Origin of the sequence: Acuticoccus sp. I52.16.1, from assembly GCF_022865125.1 — a bacterium.
GTDB lineage: Bacteria > Pseudomonadota > Alphaproteobacteria > Rhizobiales > Amorphaceae > Acuticoccus.
The window spans coordinates 2,846,896-2,863,263 of record NZ_CP094828.1; the positions used below are offsets into that span (position 1 = coordinate 2,846,896).

15 protein-coding genes are annotated in these 16,368 nt (G+C 69.0%); 7 read left to right on the forward strand and 8 right to left on the reverse strand.

Going from position 1 to position 16,368, the window contains the following annotated elements; genetic code table 11:
- Positions 1 to 76 precede the first annotated feature (76 nt).
- The 5 genes from urtB to MRB58_RS12900 all read left to right on the forward strand — a co-directional run bounded on the left by urtB (position 77) and on the right by MRB58_RS12900 (position 5,552).
- Entirely contained in the window at positions 77 to 1,999 is a 1,923-nt protein-coding gene (gene urtB / locus MRB58_RS12880) for an urea ABC transporter permease subunit UrtB (RefSeq protein WP_244777522.1), read from the forward strand.
- Positions 2,000 to 2,002: 3 nt separating this feature from the next.
- On the forward strand, positions 2,003 to 3,190 hold the full coding sequence (gene urtC / locus MRB58_RS12885) for an urea ABC transporter permease subunit UrtC (RefSeq protein WP_244777524.1): 1,188 nt from the start codon (positions 2,003 to 2,005) through the stop codon (positions 3,188 to 3,190).
- A complete protein-coding gene (urtD, locus tag MRB58_RS12890) occupies positions 3,187 to 3,939 on the forward strand; it encodes an urea ABC transporter ATP-binding protein UrtD (RefSeq protein ID WP_244777526.1) in 753 nt (250 codons plus the stop codon). Before urtC ends, urtD begins: the two co-directional genes overlap by 4 nt.
- A complete protein-coding gene (gene urtE / locus MRB58_RS12895) occupies positions 3,940 to 4,635 on the forward strand; it encodes an urea ABC transporter ATP-binding subunit UrtE (protein WP_244777528.1) in 696 nt (231 codons plus the stop codon).
- A gap of 89 nt (positions 4,636 to 4,724) precedes the next feature.
- Positions 4,725 to 5,552 carry an FkbM family methyltransferase gene (locus MRB58_RS12900; RefSeq protein WP_244777530.1) on the forward strand — a complete coding sequence of 276 codons (828 nt, stop codon included), beginning with the start codon at positions 4,725 to 4,727 and terminating at the stop codon, positions 5,550 to 5,552.
- Positions 5,553 to 5,739: 187 nt separating this feature from the next.
- On the opposite strand, the gene MRB58_RS12905 is transcribed toward MRB58_RS12900, so the two are convergent.
- The 6 genes from MRB58_RS12905 to MRB58_RS12935 form a co-directional block, all read right to left on the reverse strand.
- Positions 5,740 to 5,886, reverse strand: a complete 147-nt coding sequence (locus MRB58_RS12905) for a DUF3096 domain-containing protein (RefSeq protein WP_244777532.1) — start codon at positions 5,884 to 5,886, stop codon at positions 5,740 to 5,742.
- Between the two features lie 67 nt (positions 5,887 to 5,953).
- Complete coding sequence (locus MRB58_RS12910) at positions 5,954 to 6,547, reverse strand: CarD family transcriptional regulator (protein WP_244777534.1); 594 nt, start codon at positions 6,545 to 6,547, stop codon at positions 5,954 to 5,956.
- A gap of 355 nt (positions 6,548 to 6,902) precedes the next feature.
- Positions 6,903 to 7,247: a ferredoxin FdxA gene (gene fdxA / locus MRB58_RS12915; RefSeq protein ID WP_244777536.1), complete on the reverse strand. Its 345-nt coding sequence runs from the start codon at positions 7,245 to 7,247 to the stop codon at positions 6,903 to 6,905.
- A gap of 99 nt (positions 7,248 to 7,346) precedes the next feature.
- Positions 7,347 to 7,619: an RNA-binding S4 domain-containing protein gene (locus MRB58_RS24820; protein WP_256461734.1), complete on the reverse strand. Its 273-nt coding sequence runs from the start codon at positions 7,617 to 7,619 to the stop codon at positions 7,347 to 7,349.
- Positions 7,612 to 11,166, reverse strand: a complete 3,555-nt coding sequence (locus tag MRB58_RS12930) for a helicase-related protein (protein ID WP_244777540.1) — start codon at positions 11,164 to 11,166, stop codon at positions 7,612 to 7,614. The genes MRB58_RS24820 and MRB58_RS12930 overlap by 8 nt, the downstream gene beginning before the upstream one ends.
- Before the next feature lie 142 nt (positions 11,167 to 11,308).
- The gene (locus MRB58_RS12935) at positions 11,309 to 12,112 is read right to left on the reverse strand and encodes a DUF3108 domain-containing protein (protein WP_244777542.1); all 804 of its coding nucleotides are present in this window, start codon (positions 12,110 to 12,112) and stop codon (positions 11,309 to 11,311) included.
- A gap of 295 nt (positions 12,113 to 12,407) precedes the next feature.
- Here MRB58_RS12935 and rpmB point away from each other — a divergent pair, with 295 nt between their 5' ends.
- On the forward strand, positions 12,408 to 12,722 hold the full coding sequence (gene rpmB / locus MRB58_RS12940; protein ID WP_244777544.1) for a 50S ribosomal protein L28: 315 nt from the start codon (positions 12,408 to 12,410) through the stop codon (positions 12,720 to 12,722).
- A 21-nt stretch (positions 12,723 to 12,743) separates the two neighbouring features.
- Entirely contained in the window at positions 12,744 to 13,355 is a 612-nt protein-coding gene (locus tag MRB58_RS12945) for a VUT family protein (RefSeq protein WP_244777546.1), read from the forward strand.
- A 63-nt stretch (positions 13,356 to 13,418) separates the two neighbouring features.
- On the opposite strand, the gene MRB58_RS12950 is transcribed toward MRB58_RS12945, so the two are convergent.
- Positions 13,419 to 14,432: an esterase-like activity of phytase family protein gene (locus tag MRB58_RS12950; protein WP_244777547.1), complete on the reverse strand. Its 1,014-nt coding sequence runs from the start codon at positions 14,430 to 14,432 to the stop codon at positions 13,419 to 13,421.
- Positions 14,429 to 16,333, reverse strand: a complete 1,905-nt coding sequence (cobT, locus tag MRB58_RS12955; RefSeq protein ID WP_244777548.1) for a cobaltochelatase subunit CobT — start codon at positions 16,331 to 16,333, stop codon at positions 14,429 to 14,431. Before cobT ends, MRB58_RS12950 begins: the two co-directional genes overlap by 4 nt.
- Between the last annotated feature and the right edge of the window lie 35 nt (positions 16,334 to 16,368).

The window sequence follows — 16,368 nt, forward strand, 5'->3', positions numbered from 1 at the left end:
CCGGGGGCGATCCCCGGCATCCGCTAGGCTCGCCTGCCGCATCGCGACGGCACTCGCGGCGGGGCTCGTCGCCCTGATGGCCCTCGTCGGCGTCGGTCGGGCCCAGCCCGCCCCGACCCCGATCGAGCAGCTCCTGCTCGACAATACCGACCTCATCCAGGAGAGTTCGCGCCAGACCATCGGCCCGGCGATCGACGCCCTCGCCCAGAGCGGTCTCGAGGGTGCCGACCTCGTGCTGCAGCGCTGGATGGACCGCGAGCTTTACGTGCGCGAGGCCGACGGCCGCTTCTTCCTCGCCGATCGAGACGGGGACGACTACGTCCTGCGCCACGTCGTCACCGGCGACGAGCTGGGCCGCGTCGGCCGGCGGGAGGTGGACCAGATCCGCCCCAACCGCGGCGTGCAGGGCCTCATGGGCACCGCTCTGGTGCGCTTCCAACTCACCAACCCCGATCCCGACGTGCGCAAGACCGCCGTCGCTGCCATCATGCGCGACCCATCCGAGGAGCAGCTCCCGCTGATCCGCGAGGCGCTGGAGACCGAGGAGACACCGACCGTCATCCGCGAGATGCGCCTCGCCGAACGGCTGCTGGCGTTGCAATTCGCGGACGACGTCGCCGCCCGCGTCGCCGCGATCGAGAGCTTTGCCGGCGACATGTCGGTCACGGCGCGCGCGGCGCTCAATCCGCTGCTCGCCACGGAAATGCGGATCACCGACGACGCACCGGGCGAGGACGTCAACGTCGCGCGCCACCTGACCCCCGGATCCGATGCGCTGCCGTTCGAGGGCGCCTACGATCTCCTCGTCGGCAAGGGTCTGGCGCCGAAGGTGATCGGCGTCGCCCAGCGCGACGCCGCCCTCGTCGGCAACATCGTCGACGGCAAGGTCGCCGGCGTCCCGGTCGCCGAGCTGGGCACCCGCGAGGCGCGCGACGACGCCTATGCCGCGCTCGCCGCCGCCGGCACCGTCGAGCCGACGCTCACAGAGGAGCAGCGCGAAGAGCTGGTCGACGCGCACAATTTCTACGAGGTCTATGTCCAGCCGCAGGAGATCACCGACGCGGCGCTGGGCACGCTGACGACGATCCGCACCAAGGTCGGCCTCTACCAGTTCCTCGACCTGGCGCTCGACGCGATGTCGCTGGCCTCGATCTACTTCCTCGCCGCCATCGGCCTCGCCATCACCTTCGGCGTGATGGGCGTCATCAACATGGCGCACGGCGAGTTCATCATGATGGGCGCCTACACCGGCTACGTCGTCCAGCAGTTCGTGCCGGACAAGACGCTGTCGATCATCGTGGCGCTGCCGCTCGCCTTCGCGGTGGGGTTCGCCGCCGGCGTCATCCTGGAGCGGCTCGTCATCCGCTGGCTCTACCACCGGCCGTTGGAGACGCTGCTCGCCACCTTCGGCGTCTCCATCGCGCTGCAGCAGCTCGCCAAGAACATCTTCGGCACGCAGGCCCGCCCGCTCACTTCACCCGACTGGCTGGCCGGCTCCTGGGAGATCAACGCGATCGCCGGCATCTCCTACATCCGCATCGCGATCTTCGTGCTGGCGCTGATCTTCTTCGCGGCACTGCTGCTGGTGCTGAACCGCACCCGCCTCGGCCTCGAGGTTCGCTCGGTGACGCAGAACCGGCGCATGGCCTCTTCCATGGGCATCAACCCCGAGCGCATCAACATGCTGACCTTCGGCCTGGGCTCCGGCATCGCCGGCATCGCGGGCGTCGCCATCGGCCTTTACGCGCAGGTCACCTCCGAGATCGGCCAGCAGTACATCGTCCAGTCGTTCATGACGGTGGTGGTCGGCGGTGTCGGCAACGTGTGGGGCACCCTCACCGGCGCGACGCTGATCGGCTTCCTGCAGAAGGGGATCGAGTGGTTCAACCCGTCCAACACGCTGGCGGCACAGACCTACATGATCATCTTCATCATCATCTTCATCCAGTTCCGGCCGCGGGGTATCTTCGCCCTCAAGGGCCGGGCCGCGGAGGGTTAAGCGATGCGCGGTGTCTTCAGCCAACCCTCGACCATCGTCGTGCTGCTGCTCCTGGTGGTGTTCACCGTCACCGTGGTCGTCATGGGCGGCAACGGCGACATCTCGACCAGCTTCCTCAAGGTGCTCGGCATGACCTTGTGCCTGTGCCTGGCGGCGGTCGCGATGGACCTCGTGTGGGGCTACACCGGCATCCTGTCGCTCGGCCACTTCGCCTTTTTCGGCATCGGCGGCTACTGCATCGGCATGTGGATCATGTACGCGCGGACGGAGGCCATCGTCGAAGTCGCGCAGGCCTCGGCCGCACTGCCCCCCACCGCGAGCGAGATCCGCGACGCCATCGGCACGCAGATCTTCGGCGTGGTCGGCGGGTCGGAGATCCCGGCGCTGTGGTTCGGCGCCCACTCGCTGTGGATCCAGCTCGCCCTCATCGTGCTGGCGCCGGGGCTCCTGGCGCTGGTGTTCGGCTGGCTCGCCTTCCGCTCGCGGGTGACGGGCGTCTACCTGTCGATCCTCACCCAGGCGATGACGCTGGCGCTGGCGCTCTACCTCTTCCAGAACGACAGCGGTCTGCGCGGCAACAACGGTCTCTCCGGCCTGCAGAACATCCCGGGCTTCTCGAACACGCCGCAGAGCGTCATCTCGATCTGGTTCTTCGTGGCCTCGGCCGTGGCGCTGGGCCTCGGCTACGTCCTGTGCGCCTGGGTCGTCTCGGGCAAGTTCGGCTTGGTCATCCGCGGCATCCGGGACGACGAGAACCGCGTGCGCTTCCTCGGCTACCAGGTCACGCAGTTCAAGCTCTTCGTCTTCGTGCTGACGGCGGTGATCTGCTCCATCGCCGGGGCGCTCTATTATCCGCAGGCCGGCATCATCAACCCGGCCGAAATCGCACCCATCGCCTCGATCTACCTCGCGGTGTGGGTGGCCATCGGCGGGCGCGGGCGGCTCTACGGCGCCATCCTCGGCGCGGCTACGGTCTCGCTCCTCTCCACCTGGTTCACCGGCGGCCGCGTGCCGGACATCGATCTCGGCTTCATGCGGATCCTCTGGGTCGACTGGTGGCAGGTGCTGCTGGGCGTCTCGTTCGTGCTGGTGACGCTGCTGGCGCCGAAGGGGCTCGCGGGCCTGTTCGATTATCTGCGGCTCCCCAAGGCGGTGCGTCCCTATAAGGGCGAGCCGAAGGAGGTGAAGTGAGCGCGCTTCTGGAAGTCGCCGGCGTCTCCGTCTCGTTCGACGGATTCAAGGCCATCAACGACCTCTCGTTCGAGATCGAGCCCGCCTCGCTCCGGGCCATCATCGGACCCAACGGCGCCGGCAAGACGACGTTCATGGACATCGTCACCGGCAAGACCAGGCCCGACAAAGGCCGCGTCACCTGGGGCGACAACAACGTCTCGCTGCTGCGCAAGAGCGAGGCGGAGATCGCGCGGCTGGGTATCGGCCGCAAGTTCCAGCGCCCGACGGTGTTCGAGGACCAGAGCGTGTTCGAGAACCTCGTGATGGCGTTGAAGAACCCGCGGGGGCCGTGGCCGACGCTGTTCTACCTCCGGACCGAGCCGGACATCGACCGCGTCCACGAACTGGCCCGCGAGATCGGCCTGACCAGCGAGCTGGGGCGGCGCGCGGGCGAATTGTCCCACGGGCAGAAGCAGTGGCTGGAGATCGGCATGCTGCTGGCCCAGGACCCGCAGCTCCTGCTGGTGGACGAGCCGGCAGCGGGCATGACCGTGGGTGAGCGCGAACATACCACGCGCCTGCTGCGGGACGTTGCGCGGACCCGCTCGGTGATCGTCGTCGAGCACGACATGGAGTTCGTCCGTCAGCTCGATTGCCGCGTGACGGTGCTGCACGAGGGCTCGGTTCTGGCCGAGGGCTCGCTGGATTATGTGACCAACGACGAGCGCGTGATCGAGGTCTATCTCGGCCGCTCGGGGGAGCGCTAAATGCTGGAGCTGCGCGACCTGACGCTGCACTATGGGCAGTCGCAGATCCTCTACGGCGTCTCGATGGACGCGGTCGTCGGCGAAGTGACGTGCGTGATGGGAACCAACGGCGTCGGCAAGACGAGCCTGCTCAAATCGATCGCCGGGGTCCATCACCGCTCCGGCGGCGTCTACCGGCTGAACGGCGAGGAGATCGCCAAGCCGCCGCCCCACGCGCTCGCCAAACGCGGTGTCGGCGTGGTGCCGCAGGGGCGGGACATCTTCCCGCTGCTGACGGTCAAGGAGAACTTGGAGACCGGGTACGCCTGCCTGCCGTCGTCGGAGCACAAGGTGCCGGACGAGATCTTCGAGCTGTTCCCGGTGCTCAAACAGATGATCGGCCGGCGGGGCGGCGACCTGTCCGGCGGCCAGCAGCAACAGCTCGCCATCGCCCGCGCGCTGATCACCAAGCCCAAGCTGCTCCTGCTCGATGAACCGACCGAAGGCATCCAGCCCAACATCATCGACCAGATCGGCGACGTGATCGAATATTTGCGCGAGCAGCGCACGATGGCGATCGTCCTGGTGGAACAATACTTCCAGTTCGCCTACCGCCTGGCGGACTCGTTCGTGGTCATGGAGCGGGGGGCGGTGGCCCTCAGCGGGTGCAAGGCGGAGCTGTCCGAGGCGGAGCTGCTCGCGGCGGTGTCGGTCTGAGCCGCCGCGACGCGACCTGAGGCGGCGGCGCATGCCGTCGCGGCGGGGTCTGTGCTAGGGCTGGCCGATCGACAGCGTCGGGGCGCAACATGATCGTCAACTCGGGCCGTGCCGCCTTCCCGACCGACATGGACGTCTACAACCGCATCGCCCGGCTGGGGCCGGGGCTGATGCTCGACGTCGGGGCCGCGGTGGGGCGGCGCGCCAAGCTGATGCTGCGCGCCTGTCCCACGGGCGAGGTGTGGGCGTTCGAGCCGTTCCCCGGCAACTGGCCGCATTTCCAGGGCGTTATCGGCGACGATCCGCGCGTGCGCCTCTTCAAGGCGGCGGCGAGTGACCGTGCCGGCCGCGAGCGCTTCCACGTGGGCTCGGTGGTCGAGCCGGGGCGGGGCGGGCGCTGGGCCGATCTCGTCGGCTATTCCTCGGTCGGCCGGCTGGACTCGGCCGGACCGCCCCCCACCCGCGGCACGACCTACGAGGTGGAGACGGTCGTCCTCGACGAGCTGCTCGGCGATCGTGCCGTGACCTTCGCCAAGGTGGACGTGCAGGGCGCGGAGACGATGGTGCTGCGGGGCCTCGCCCGCGCCCTCGCGGAGCGGCGGATCGGGGTGATGTTCGTGGAGTTCGGGGGCGAGGTGGAGGTGCTGAACCTGCTCGCGGAGCACTTCGACCTCTACGACAGCCAATACGTCGTGCATGTGCGCGGGGACCGCGAGCCGGATCCGGCCGAATGGGACATCGTCGAGCGGCGCGAATCGTCCAAGGGCGAGCTGCGCTACAAGGGCTGGCCCCGCGCGCGGCCGGACCAGGATTATGTTCGCTGGTTCGACGATGCCAACCAGCGCCTCGGTTTCGTGCAGTGCGACCTGGTCGCGGTGCGCCCGGACCTCGCACCACTCTACCTCGCGCAGAGCTGACCCGCGCCAGACGCATGACTGGAGAGGCGCGGGAGGGGCTCTGCGCGAGATCGGGGGCGCCGGACGCGCCGGCACGGCTGTGCCGATCAGGCAACGGGCGGCGCAAGCCGCGCGTGGCGGGCCGATCGGGCGTACGTGATGGAATCGTCGGGAGCGGGGCGGCGGTCGACTGCGACGGTGCGCAGGCTCAGGACAGCAAGTTCGGCCAGAGTTCCGAGGCGCCGAGGAAGATCAAGTACGCGGCAACGATGTAGTTGAGGATCCGCGGAAAAATCAGCACGACCAGGCCCGCGATGATGTACGCGGCGGGTTGGAACTCGGGAAGGTTGACCATGGGTCTCTCGGGTGGGTCGCGCGGGAGGCGCAGCGGGCCGGTCGGGCCCGCCGCGGCATGGCGAAGGTTAGGCCGCCTTCTCGTGCAGCTCGTCGTCCGCCTCTTCGGCGTCGACCTCGCCGTCGGTCTTGGCGACACGCTTCGGGCTCTTGGCGAGCTGGGCCTCGATCAGCTTGATCGCGGCGTCTTCGTCGGACTTGTTGATCGCCGCGATCTCGCGCGCCATCCGGTCGAGCGCGGCCTCGTAGAGCTGACGCTCGGAGTAGGACTGCTCGGGCTGGCTGTCGGCCCGGTAGAGGTCACGCACGACTTCGGAGATGGCGATGAGGTCGCCGGAGTTGATTTTCGCCTCATACTCCTGGGCGCGGCGGCTCCACATGGTGCGCTTCACACGGGCGCGCCCGGCAACGGTTTCGAGCGCCTTCTTCATCGTGTCGGCATCGGCGAGCTTGCGCATGCCGACCGTCTTGGCTTTACCGATCGGAACACGCAGCGTCATCTTGTCCTTCGGAAAGGTCACGACGATGAGTTCGAGCGGATGACCCGCGAACTCGGTTTTCTCGATGGCCTGTACCTGGCCGACGCCATGCGCCGGATACACGACGTGCTCGTTCGGCTTGAACGCCGACTTGGGAGCGGCGCTCTTCTTAACCGTTGCCATATGGTCTGAGTACTCCTCGAGAAACACGGGCCCAGTGGACCAGCGTGCCTAGTTCTTGTGGATCGTGCCGGGCCATGCTGCCAACGGCACTGAATGCGGCTTACAACTCAACATGCTGGCCCCGACGACAGCTGATGGTCGACAGAGGCCGGGCTTCCCGCTCCTGTTGTTGCTGCAACCTAGCCCACCTTCGCGCGATTTCGGCGCATCAGGACGTGCGCGGCATTATGTCAATATAGCACACGCCACGGTGAAAATGAAGGGGGCGTCCGGAAAGTCAGGATTCCTGGACAGTTTGAAACCGTTTGTTAGGCCGTACCGGCTTGACTGGCAAGCTCGCCGTTGCGGCGAGACTTTAATCCTCGTCGCCCTTCCCGGCTTCCGGGTTGAAGTGCTCTTCCAGCTTGTTCTCGACTTCGCCCCACTTCTCGTGGTCCGGATACGGATCCTTCTTCACCGTGATGTTGGGCCACTCCTTAGCATACTTGCCGTTGAGCTCGACCCAGCTCTCGGTTCCCGGCTCCGTGTCCGGCTTGATCGCGTCGATCGGGCACTCCGGCTCGCAAACGCCGCAGTCGATGCATTCGTCGGGGTGAATCACCAACATGTTCTCACCCTCGTAGAAGCAGTCCACCGGGCACACTTCCACGCAGTCGGTGTACTTGCACTTGATGCACGCGTCGCCGACAATGTAAGTCACTTCACGAACTCCTTTTGCGCGGGTTGGATTAAGGCCTTCGCGCACTGCACACAAGCGCGTGTGCGCAACCGTGCCTTGCCGTGCGCCGACAGCTGCGCCTCAACCCGTCACGACCTCATAGAGATAGGCGGTCTCCGGCGGCGATACACGCCGCTGCGCGAAACCGATGACCCGCACCACCATCACATCGCGTGACAGGCGGATCGTGAGCACGTCGTCGGCGCGGATCATTCGGCTCGACGACTTGATGGTCTCTCGATTGAGCCGCACCTTCCCACCCTCGACGAGGGCCTGTGCGACGGTGCGGGTCTTGGCGAACCGCGCGTAGCACAGCCACTTGTCGAGGCGCTGGGAATCGGGCGCTTCAACGATCGCGTTTCTCCATCTGCTCCTTCAGTGCGGCGAGCTTGGCGAAGGGCGAATCGGGGTCGGCCTCGCGCTCGCGCTTGGGCGGCTTGTTCGCCTCGGGGCGCGGCTGCTGCTGCGGCTTGCCCCGCTTCTTGCCCTTGCCCTGACGGTCGTCGCGCGAGCGGCCGCCCGGTCCGTCGTGCCGCGGCGCGCCACCGGCCGCGGGTGCCGGAGCGCCCCCTGCCGGTGCCGCGGCGAGCGCCGGCCCGTCCTGCGGCGCGCGATCGCCGCCGGGGGCGGGCCCGCGTCCCTCGCCGCCGCGACGACGCTCGCCGCTTTGCGAGCCGCGGCCGCGGTTCTCCTGCTGTCCCGGCTTGCGGCGGCGGCGCGGCTGGTCGCCACGGTGATGCCGCGGAACGCGCCACACCTCCACCATCACGACCTCCGCCTCGGCCCCATCGGCAGCCTCGCCGGTGGTCTCACCCGTCGCCCCGTCCTCGGTGCCGGCTGCGGCGGTGCCGGCCGCAGTGTCGGCGGTGTCGATGGCGTCGCCCTCTTGCCCGGCTTCGTCCTCGGCTTCTGCGAGCGCCGGGTCGAGCGTGTCGGCGGGCGCGTCGTCCGCCTCGGGCGCCGCGTCGGCCGCCTCGTCCGGCGCGGGCTCCATGACGGCCTGCACCTCGGCCGCCGGCTCATCGGGCGCCGTATCGGCGGCCTCTGGGGCAGGCGTGTCGTCCGCCGGGGCCGCCCAGGGCGCGCTCCCTTCGGTTGGGGCCGCTTCGGGCGCGGTCTCGTCGGTTGCAGTCTCTTCGGGCGTGGAAGCCTGGACTGCTGCGGGCTCGAAGCTGTCGCCGGTGCCGCCGCCGTCGGACGCCGTCTCGCCGGCCCCGCCCTCGGGGACCCCGGTCGACGGTTGTTCGGCCGCTTCGGCCGATGCGTCGGCGACCTCCGGCTCGCCGGTCGCGGTCGTCGTCAGGTCGGCCGTGGCCGGCGCCGGGGCGGCGCGCGCGGGCACCGGAACGGGTCGGGCGCCGCGCTCGGGCTGACGCGCCCCCTTGGCGCGGATCTCGTTGGCCGCCTTCAGCGCGTCGCACTCGGCGGGTGTCGCCTCGTGCCGGTCGACGCGGTAGCCCAGCGAGGTGAGGATCGCGGCGAAGTCCTCGCCCGAGCAGCCCAGCAGCGACGTCATCGCCACCGTCACCAGGAAGCCGCCGCCTTGCGGCACCGCACCGGGAGGCGGGTCGCCCGCATCCGGCCCCGGCCGCCAGGCGACCAACGGGCGGATCTGGTCCGCCAGACGCTCGAGAATGTCGATCCGGACCGCGCGCGGGCCGCACGGACGGAAGCCGACGACCTGGTAGAGCGGCTTGGGCACCTCCGGATCGAGCGCGATCGAGGTGCGGCCCGAGGCGGACAGCTGCGGCACCTCGGTAAGGCCCGGCACGTCGAGATCGGCGTTCTTCAGCGCCCACAGCAGCGCCATCAGCTGGCTGGGCGCCGGCTTCAGCAGCGCCGGCACGAAGATGTGGTAGGCGCCGAAGCGCACCCCCAGCGCACGCAGACCGGCGCGCGCCGTCTGGTCGAGCGCCTTGGCCTCCTCGGCCACGCTCGCCCGCTCCACGCTGCCGAGCTGCTCGGACATACGGTAGGCGAGACCGCGCGCGCCGCCGTCCAGCGCCTGTGCGTCGCGCAGGTCGAACAACGGTTTCAACAGGCCGGTGACGTGGGCCGACAGCCACAGCGTCAGCCGCGCCTGCACCTTCTCGCGCGATGCGGCGGGCAGGTTGTCGTCGGCCAGCAGCACCGCGCTCGGCTTCAGCGTGTCGTCGCTCGCGACGACCTTCGCCACCACCGCGCCCTGCCACCGGATCGCCGCGTCCGACCCCAGGGTCAGCGCCGTGTCGGGGGCTGCCGCCATCTTGTCGGCCCGGCGCTCCATCTCCTTGGCTAGCGCTTTGCTGGCGGCGGCCCTGAGCGCTTTCGCGTCCCGGGGATCGTCCGCCGAGGCGTCGGCCTGGAAACGGAACCCGTGCAGCGAGCCGACGTGCTGGCCCTCGACCATGACGTCGCCGGCGTCGTTCACTTCGGATTCCAGCATCGCATTCTCTCGTAACCGCTTCATAAGGACGCTGGTGCGCCGATCGACGAACCGCTGCATCAAACGCTCATGAAGCGCGTCCGACAAGCGATCCTCTACATTCCGTGTCGTTTCGCGCCACTCCGCCGGATCGGCAAGCCAATCATTGCGATTGGCGACGAACGTCCAAGTTCGAATGTGCGCGATCCGATTGGACAGTGTGTCGATATCACCGTCTGTCTTATCTGCGTAGCGAACTTGGCGCGCGATCCAGTCGTCGGGGATCGTCCCCTCGCTGATGAGGAAATTGTACAACGTCAGCAGGAGGTCCGCATGGTTCGCCGGAGCGATTTTGCGGTAGTCGGGGACCTGGCACACCTCCCATAGGCGCGCGACGCGGTCCGCAGTGTCGGCAAGGTCCATGATTTCGGGCGCCTTGGCGGCATGCTCCAGCGCCTTCTGGTCGTCCGCCGGAGGGGCTTTGGTGAGGCCTTCCTCCTGCGCCGGCTCGTCCAGCGAGGCCCGGAGCGCGGCCACGGACGAGAAGTCGAGCGCCGGATTGCGCCACTGAAACACCTTCGATTGCTGGAAGGCGTGTGTCTCCAGCGCCTCGACCAGGCTGTTGTCGAACGGGGCGACGCGACCGGTCACGCCAAAGGTGCCGTCGCGCGTGTGGCGCCCGGCGCGCCCGGCGATCTGGCCGAGTTCCGCCGGGTTCAGCGCGCGGAACTGGTAGCCGTCGAACTTGCGGTTGGAGGCGAAGGCGACATGGTCGACGTCGAGGTTGAGACCCATGCCGATCGCGTCGGTGGCGATCAGGAAGTCGACGTCGCCGGACTGGAAGAGCTCCACCTGTGCGTTACGGGTGCGGGGCGACAGCGCCCCCATCACGATCGCGGCACCGCCCCGCTGCCGGCGGATCAGCTCGGCGATCGCATACACCTCGTTGGCCGAGAAGGCGACGACGGCGGACCGCGGTGGCAGGCGCGTCAGCTTCTTCTCGCCCGCATAGGTCAGCATCGACATGCGCGGGCGGGTGACCACGCTGACGCCCGGCAGCAGCTTCTCCAGGAGCTGGCGGGCGGTGATGGCGCCCAGCAGCAGCGTCTCGTACTGGCCGCGAACGCGCAGGATCCGGTCGGTGAAGACGCGGCCGCGCTCGAGGTCCGAGGCGAGCTGCACCTCGTCGATGGCAACGAATTCCGGGTTGAGGTCCAGCGGCATCGCCTCGACGGTCGCCACGTAGTAGCGCGCGCCGGGCGGGACGATCTTCTCCTCGCCGGTGACGAGGGCCACGGCGTCCGGGCCGATCCGGCCGACGATCCGGCCATAGACCTCGCGTGCCAGGAGACGCAGCGGCAGGCCGATGAGGCCGGTGCGCCGCGCGAGCATGCGGTCGATGGCGAGGTGGGTTTTGCCCGTGTTGGTCGGGCCCAACACCGCCGTGACATTGCGCGAGCGCTCGGCACGGTGGAGGAGGGGGCTGGCGGCGTTCACTGAGGGTCTTCCCGAAGAGGGCGCCGGCAGGGGGGCCGCCGGCGCGGTTGTCGTCAAGCGCCCGAGGCGCCGGCGTGAGGCCAGGGGCGCCGTGCCATATAAGTCGGCCGGCCGGCGCCGCGAAGAGGCAGAGGCGGCGCGATCAAACGCCGGTGCCGCTGATCGCCAGGGCGCTGGGCTCGATCAGGATCTCGCCGTTGGGCGTGCCGATCCGCACCGCGTAGGGGATCGCGTAGCCCGAGCCCGGCAGCGGTACCATCGTCACCTCCAGCGCCTTGTTGCGAGCGAGATACTGCACCTCCGGCTTGGCCGGGCGATGGCCCGCCACCGGCACCCAGCGCGCGCCGCAGATCGATGCCGTGCCCGAGTAACCCTTCGTCTCAACGTGGCGGCGGCCCTTGTAGTAGAGCTTCACGTCGTAGCGGGTCCACCCGTCGAAGATCTTCATCGTGTGGTCGCAGGCGTCGCGCGCGTCGGGCGCCTTGGCCGGGATCAGGCCGGACGACAGCGGATCGACGACGCCGCGCTTGTGCGCCTCCGTCACCGCCACCCGTCCCGGCCGGTCCTTCAGCGGCGGCTGGGCCCGCAGCGAGGTCACGTTGCCGTTGCTCATCTTCATCGTCACACGCACCGGCCGCGCGATCTCGTCGGCGCTGACGCTGTAGTTCGACGGCAGGACGTCACCGCGCGACGTGGCGCGCCCGTCGGCCGAGACGGAGGTGCGCACCGCGGTCACGATGGTCGCGACGCCCTTGGGGCGCATGAAGATGTCGGCGCTGTAGCGGTCCTTGTCGAGCGTCAGGTCCATCTCGGCGCGGGCGATGCCCCAGCCGGCGATGGAGATCTCGTACGTGGCGTCGACCTTGATGTCCGCCGCGGCCGGTCTCGCCGCGAACGGCACGAGGGCGAGCGCTGCCGCGACAATCGACGTCCAAACTCGGATCATGGCACTCTCCAGCCCCGCTCGGCATGCGGTCCACACCTCACGCTTTATGAGATGGCCGTTGCAAGATCAAATCGCTTCACCTAATGAATTGCACCTGAACAGATGGGCTGGCGCAAGCCGCCGCGCGGGGATCTCCGCACGCGGTGGTGGCAGGGCCGGCAGGTGTCGCGGGACTGGCCGTCGGAACGGTCTTGTCGCCAAGACGCTTGACGTCGCCGTGCCGGATGCCTATTCACCCCGTTCATCCTCGGATTGCGTATTTTGAAGGGCGCCGGTGCAGGCCGGCGAATGGATCATGGCTCGACGCTGCGAACTGACAGGCAAGGGCGTGCTGGTTGGCAACAACGTCAGCCACGCCAACAACAAGACCAAGCGGCGGTTCCTCCCGAACCTCGTGGACGTCACGCTCCAGTCCGAGGCTCTCGGTCGCGGCGTGCGCGTGCGCATCGCCGCCTCCGCGCTCCGCACGGTCGAGCACCGCGGCGGGCTGGACAAGTTCCTCATGGTCGCCAAGGAAGCCGAGCTTTCCGAGCGGATGCAGCGCCTGAAGCGCGAAGTCGTCGCCGCCTCGGCCCCCGAGGCGGGCGCCCCCGAAGCGCCGGCCGCGTAAGCCGCGCCCGCGGCTCTCACGATGTCCCGCATCGCACTCAGCGCCGGCGTCGCGGCCATGGCCGCCGTCGTCGTGACGTCGAACATCCTGGTGCAATACCCGGTGATGGGCCGGATCGGCGGGCTCGACCTCGCCGATATCCTCACCTGGGGCGCGTTCACCTACCCGTTCGCCTTCCTCGTGACCGACGTCGTCAACCGCACGTTCGGACCCAGCCACGCGCGGCTCGTCGCGCTGGCCGGCTTCTGCATCGCGGTCGTGATGTCGATCGCGCTGGCGAGCCCGCGCATCGCGTTGGCGTCCGGCACGGCCTTCCTGCTGGCGCAGATGTACGACGTGTCGATGTTCGACCGGCTGCGTTACGGCAAATGGTGGCGCGCGCCGCTGATCTCGTCCTTCGCGGCCTCCATGCTCGACACGGCGATCTTCTTCACCCTCGCCTTCGCCGCCTTCATCCCCCTCGGGGCGGACGAATTCGCCGTCGGCACCGCACCGCTCTTCGGCATCGCCGGTTTGCCGGATGCGCCGCGCTGGGTCTCGTGGGCCATCGCCGACTTCTCGGTGAAGCTGATGGTCGCCGCGTTCGCGCTCGGCCCCTACCGCGCCATCACCGCGAGCCGTTCGGCCGGCTGATCCCGCCGTCGACGGCCGATCGAAGGCGCGCCCGCCGCGGGTGCGCCTTTTTTGCGTTTCGGCTCAGCCGCTCTTGGCGCGCCGCTCGGGGGCGGGGTCGCGCTCGGGCCGGGGGCGCGGCAACGGGTCGCGGAGGGCGAAGCGCAGCAACAGGGTCCGTTGCAGGAAGGCGTGGTTGTCGTCCGACAGCATCGTCAAAATTACCTGGCCGTCCTCAACCGTCGCGGTGATCGCCTCCATATTGTCGATCTCGGAGGCGAAATCGGCCTCGATGAGGACGGGGCCGTCCACAGGACCGTCCCCGCTATCCACCGCGTCCGACCCGATCCGCCGCACCCGCATGCCGACGTCGAGCCCGCCGCCATAGCGTCGCTCCATCAGCACCATGTCGCCGCCCGGCAGCATGTCGGCCCCGGTCACCGACCAATCCCGGTCCCGCTTGATGGTGAAGGGCGCCCCCGGCCGCCGGAAGGCCGGCAGCTCCCTGGTCTTGGCGTCGCGCCCCTCGGTGATGGCGATGACGGTGCCGTCGGCACGCGTCGCCAGCGACTCGAAGCCGTAGTGGCGCAGTTTGACGATCTCCGGCACGTCGAGTTCCAGCCGCTCGGGCACGGCGTCGAAGTCGACGTCGATGCCGTTCGCGGGATAGAAAAGCAGCTGCTGCGAACTCTCCACGCCGACGAGGACGCCGCCGTCCACCAGGGTCAGCGCCTCGGCGTCGCCGCCGAGCTTGGTGGTGATCGCCCGCCCGTGAAGGTCGAGCCGCGGATACATCGCGATGTCCTTCACCCCGACCAGCTGACCCTCCTCGAGGAGGACTTCGCCGGTCATCCAGGTGCCGGTGTCGCTGACGGCGAGGAAGCGATTGCCGTCCATCAGCATGCCCGACCAGCCGCCGAAGGCCCGCGGGCCGGACAGCACCACGCCGCCGAGAAAGGTCATCCGCCCGTTCGCCTCGGCGTCACCGCCGAAGTCCAAGATCTGGCGCACGCGGAGCGTGGCGGGGTCCGCCGCCGCGCCGCCGACGACGGCGGCCGACGCAAGCAGTGCGGCGACGGCCGCGCGGGCCGCCCTCACGCCGCGCGGCGGCCGTTGCGCGCCCCGCGCCGCGGGCTCGCGTCACGCTCGTCGTCGAACAGGTCGGCGAGCTGGTTGACCATCGCGCCGGCCAGCTCCTCGGCGTCGACGATGGTCACGGCGCGGCGATAGTAGCGCGTCACGTCGTGGCCGATGCCGATGGCGATCAACTCGACCGGCGAGCGCTCCTCGATCTCCGAGATGACGGCGCGCAGATGCTTCTCCAGGTAGTTGCCGGCGTTGACCGACAGCGTGGAGTCGTCGACCGGCGCACCGTCGGAGATCATCATCAGGATGCGCCGCTGCTCGGGCCGCGCCAGCAGGCGCTCGTGCGCCCACATCAGCGCCTCGCCGTCGATGTTTTCCTTCAGCAGGCCCTCGCGCATCATCAGCCCGAGGTTGCGCCGCGCCCGCCGCCAGGGCGCGTCGGCGGCCTTGTAGATGATGTGGCGCAGGTCGTTCAGCCGCCCCGGCGCCGGCTTCTTGCCGTGCTGCACCCAATGGTCGCGGGACTGGCCACCCTTCCACGCCTTGGTGGTGAAGCCGAGGATCTCGACCTTGACGTGGCAGCGCTCCAGCGTGCGGGCCAGAATGTCGGCGCAGGTGGCGGCGACCGAGATCGGACGGCCGCGCATGGAGCCGGAATTGTCGAGCAGGAGGGTCACGACCGTGTCGCGGAAGTCGCTCTCGCGCTCCATCTTGAAGGCGAGCGGCTGCATCGGGTCGATGACCACGCGCGACAGGCGCGCGGTGTCGAGCACGCCCTCCTCCTGGTCGAAGTCCCAGGAGCGGTTCTGCTGCGCCATCAGCCGCCGCTGCAGGCGGTTGGCGAGGCGCGAGACGGCCCCTTGCAGATGTTGCAGCTGGCGGTCGAGGAAGCCGCGCAGGCGGTCCAGCTCGGCCGTGTCGCACAGTTCCTCGGCCGTGACGACCTCGTCGAACTGGCGCGAGTAGACGCGGTAGTCCGACCCCGGAGGACCGCTCGACTGGGGCTCGTCGACGCGCATGCCGTCGGTCGTCTCTTCGGCGTCGCCCATCTCGTCGTCGCGCACGTCGTCGGCGGTGAACTCGGAGGTGTCGACGTCCTCGGCGGTCTCGTCCTCGCCGGAGCGCTCGGAGTCCTGCGGCGAGGCGTTCTCGTCCGACTCGTCCTCGCCGACCTCGCCTTCACCCTCGTCGGGCGAGTCCATCTCGGCCTGGCCTTCTTCGCTCTCCTCCTCGTCGCCGCGCTCCTCGGACATGGACTCGGCCATGTCGAGTGCGGCGAGGATGTCGCGGATGGCGGTGGCGAAGCCGCGCTGGTCGGTGATCTGATCCGGCAGCGTCGAGAGGTTCTCGCCGCACTTCTCCTCCAGCCACGGGCGCCACAGGTCGACCACCTTTTGCGCACTCTCCGGCGGCTTGGCGCCGGTCAGCTTCTCGCGCACCAGCAGTGCGAGGGCGTCCTCGATCGGGGCGTCGGCCTTGTCGGCGATCTCGTGGTAGTTGCCGCGGAAGTACTTGTCTTCCAGCATGGCCGAGAGATTGGCGGCGACGCCGTCCATCGCCTGCGCGCCGAGCGCGTCGCACCGCGCGCTCTCCACCGCGTCGTAGATGGCGCGCGCGTCCGACCCGTTCGGTGCGTAGCGGGCGTGGACGCCCTGGTCGTGGGCGGCGAGCTTCAGCGCCATGGAATCGCCGAGCCCGCGCGTGACGGCGATATCCTTGGTGGTCAGCCGCCGGGGCGGTTCGGGCAGCCGCGCCGTGTTGCCGACGAGCGCCGGCTTGTCCGCCGAGAAGTTGACCTCGAGGTCGGCGGTGCCGGCGATGGCGCGCATCGTCCCGCTGATGGCGGTCCGGAACGCGTCGTGCCGCGTGTCGGCAGGTTTGTTTCGCTTCGCGTTATCGCCGGGAGCGGCCATAACTCAACTCCTTACGGGCACCTTGCGGTCCATGG

What these genes read in the sequence shown, in the direction of transcription:
- cobT (WP_244777548.1), bottom strand. Translation starts at nt 16,333, where the DNA reads ATGGCCGCTCCCGGCGATAACGCGAAGCGAAACAAACCTGCCGACACG.
- MRB58_RS12935 (WP_244777542.1), bottom strand. Translation starts at nt 12,112, where the DNA reads ATGATCCGAGTTTGGACGTCGATTGTCGCGGCAGCGCTCGCCCTCGTG.
- urtC (WP_244777524.1), top strand. Translation starts at nt 2,003, where the DNA reads ATGCGCGGTGTCTTCAGCCAACCCTCGACCATCGTCGTGCTGCTGCTC.
- MRB58_RS12900 (WP_244777530.1), top strand. Translation starts at nt 4,725, where the DNA reads ATGATCGTCAACTCGGGCCGTGCCGCCTTCCCGACCGACATGGACGTC.
- MRB58_RS12910 (WP_244777534.1), bottom strand. Translation starts at nt 6,547, where the DNA reads ATGGCAACGGTTAAGAAGAGCGCCGCTCCCAAGTCGGCGTTCAAGCCG.
- MRB58_RS12945 (WP_244777546.1), top strand. Translation starts at nt 12,744, where the DNA reads ATGTCCCGCATCGCACTCAGCGCCGGCGTCGCGGCCATGGCCGCCGTC.
- urtB (WP_244777522.1), top strand. Translation starts at nt 77, where the DNA reads ATGGCCCTCGTCGGCGTCGGTCGGGCCCAGCCCGCCCCGACCCCGATC.
- MRB58_RS12905 (WP_244777532.1), bottom strand. Translation starts at nt 5,886, where the DNA reads ATGGTCAACCTTCCCGAGTTCCAACCCGCCGCGTACATCATCGCGGGC.
- rpmB (WP_244777544.1), top strand. Translation starts at nt 12,408, where the DNA reads ATGGCTCGACGCTGCGAACTGACAGGCAAGGGCGTGCTGGTTGGCAAC.
- urtE (WP_244777528.1), top strand. Translation starts at nt 3,940, where the DNA reads ATGCTGGAGCTGCGCGACCTGACGCTGCACTATGGGCAGTCGCAGATC.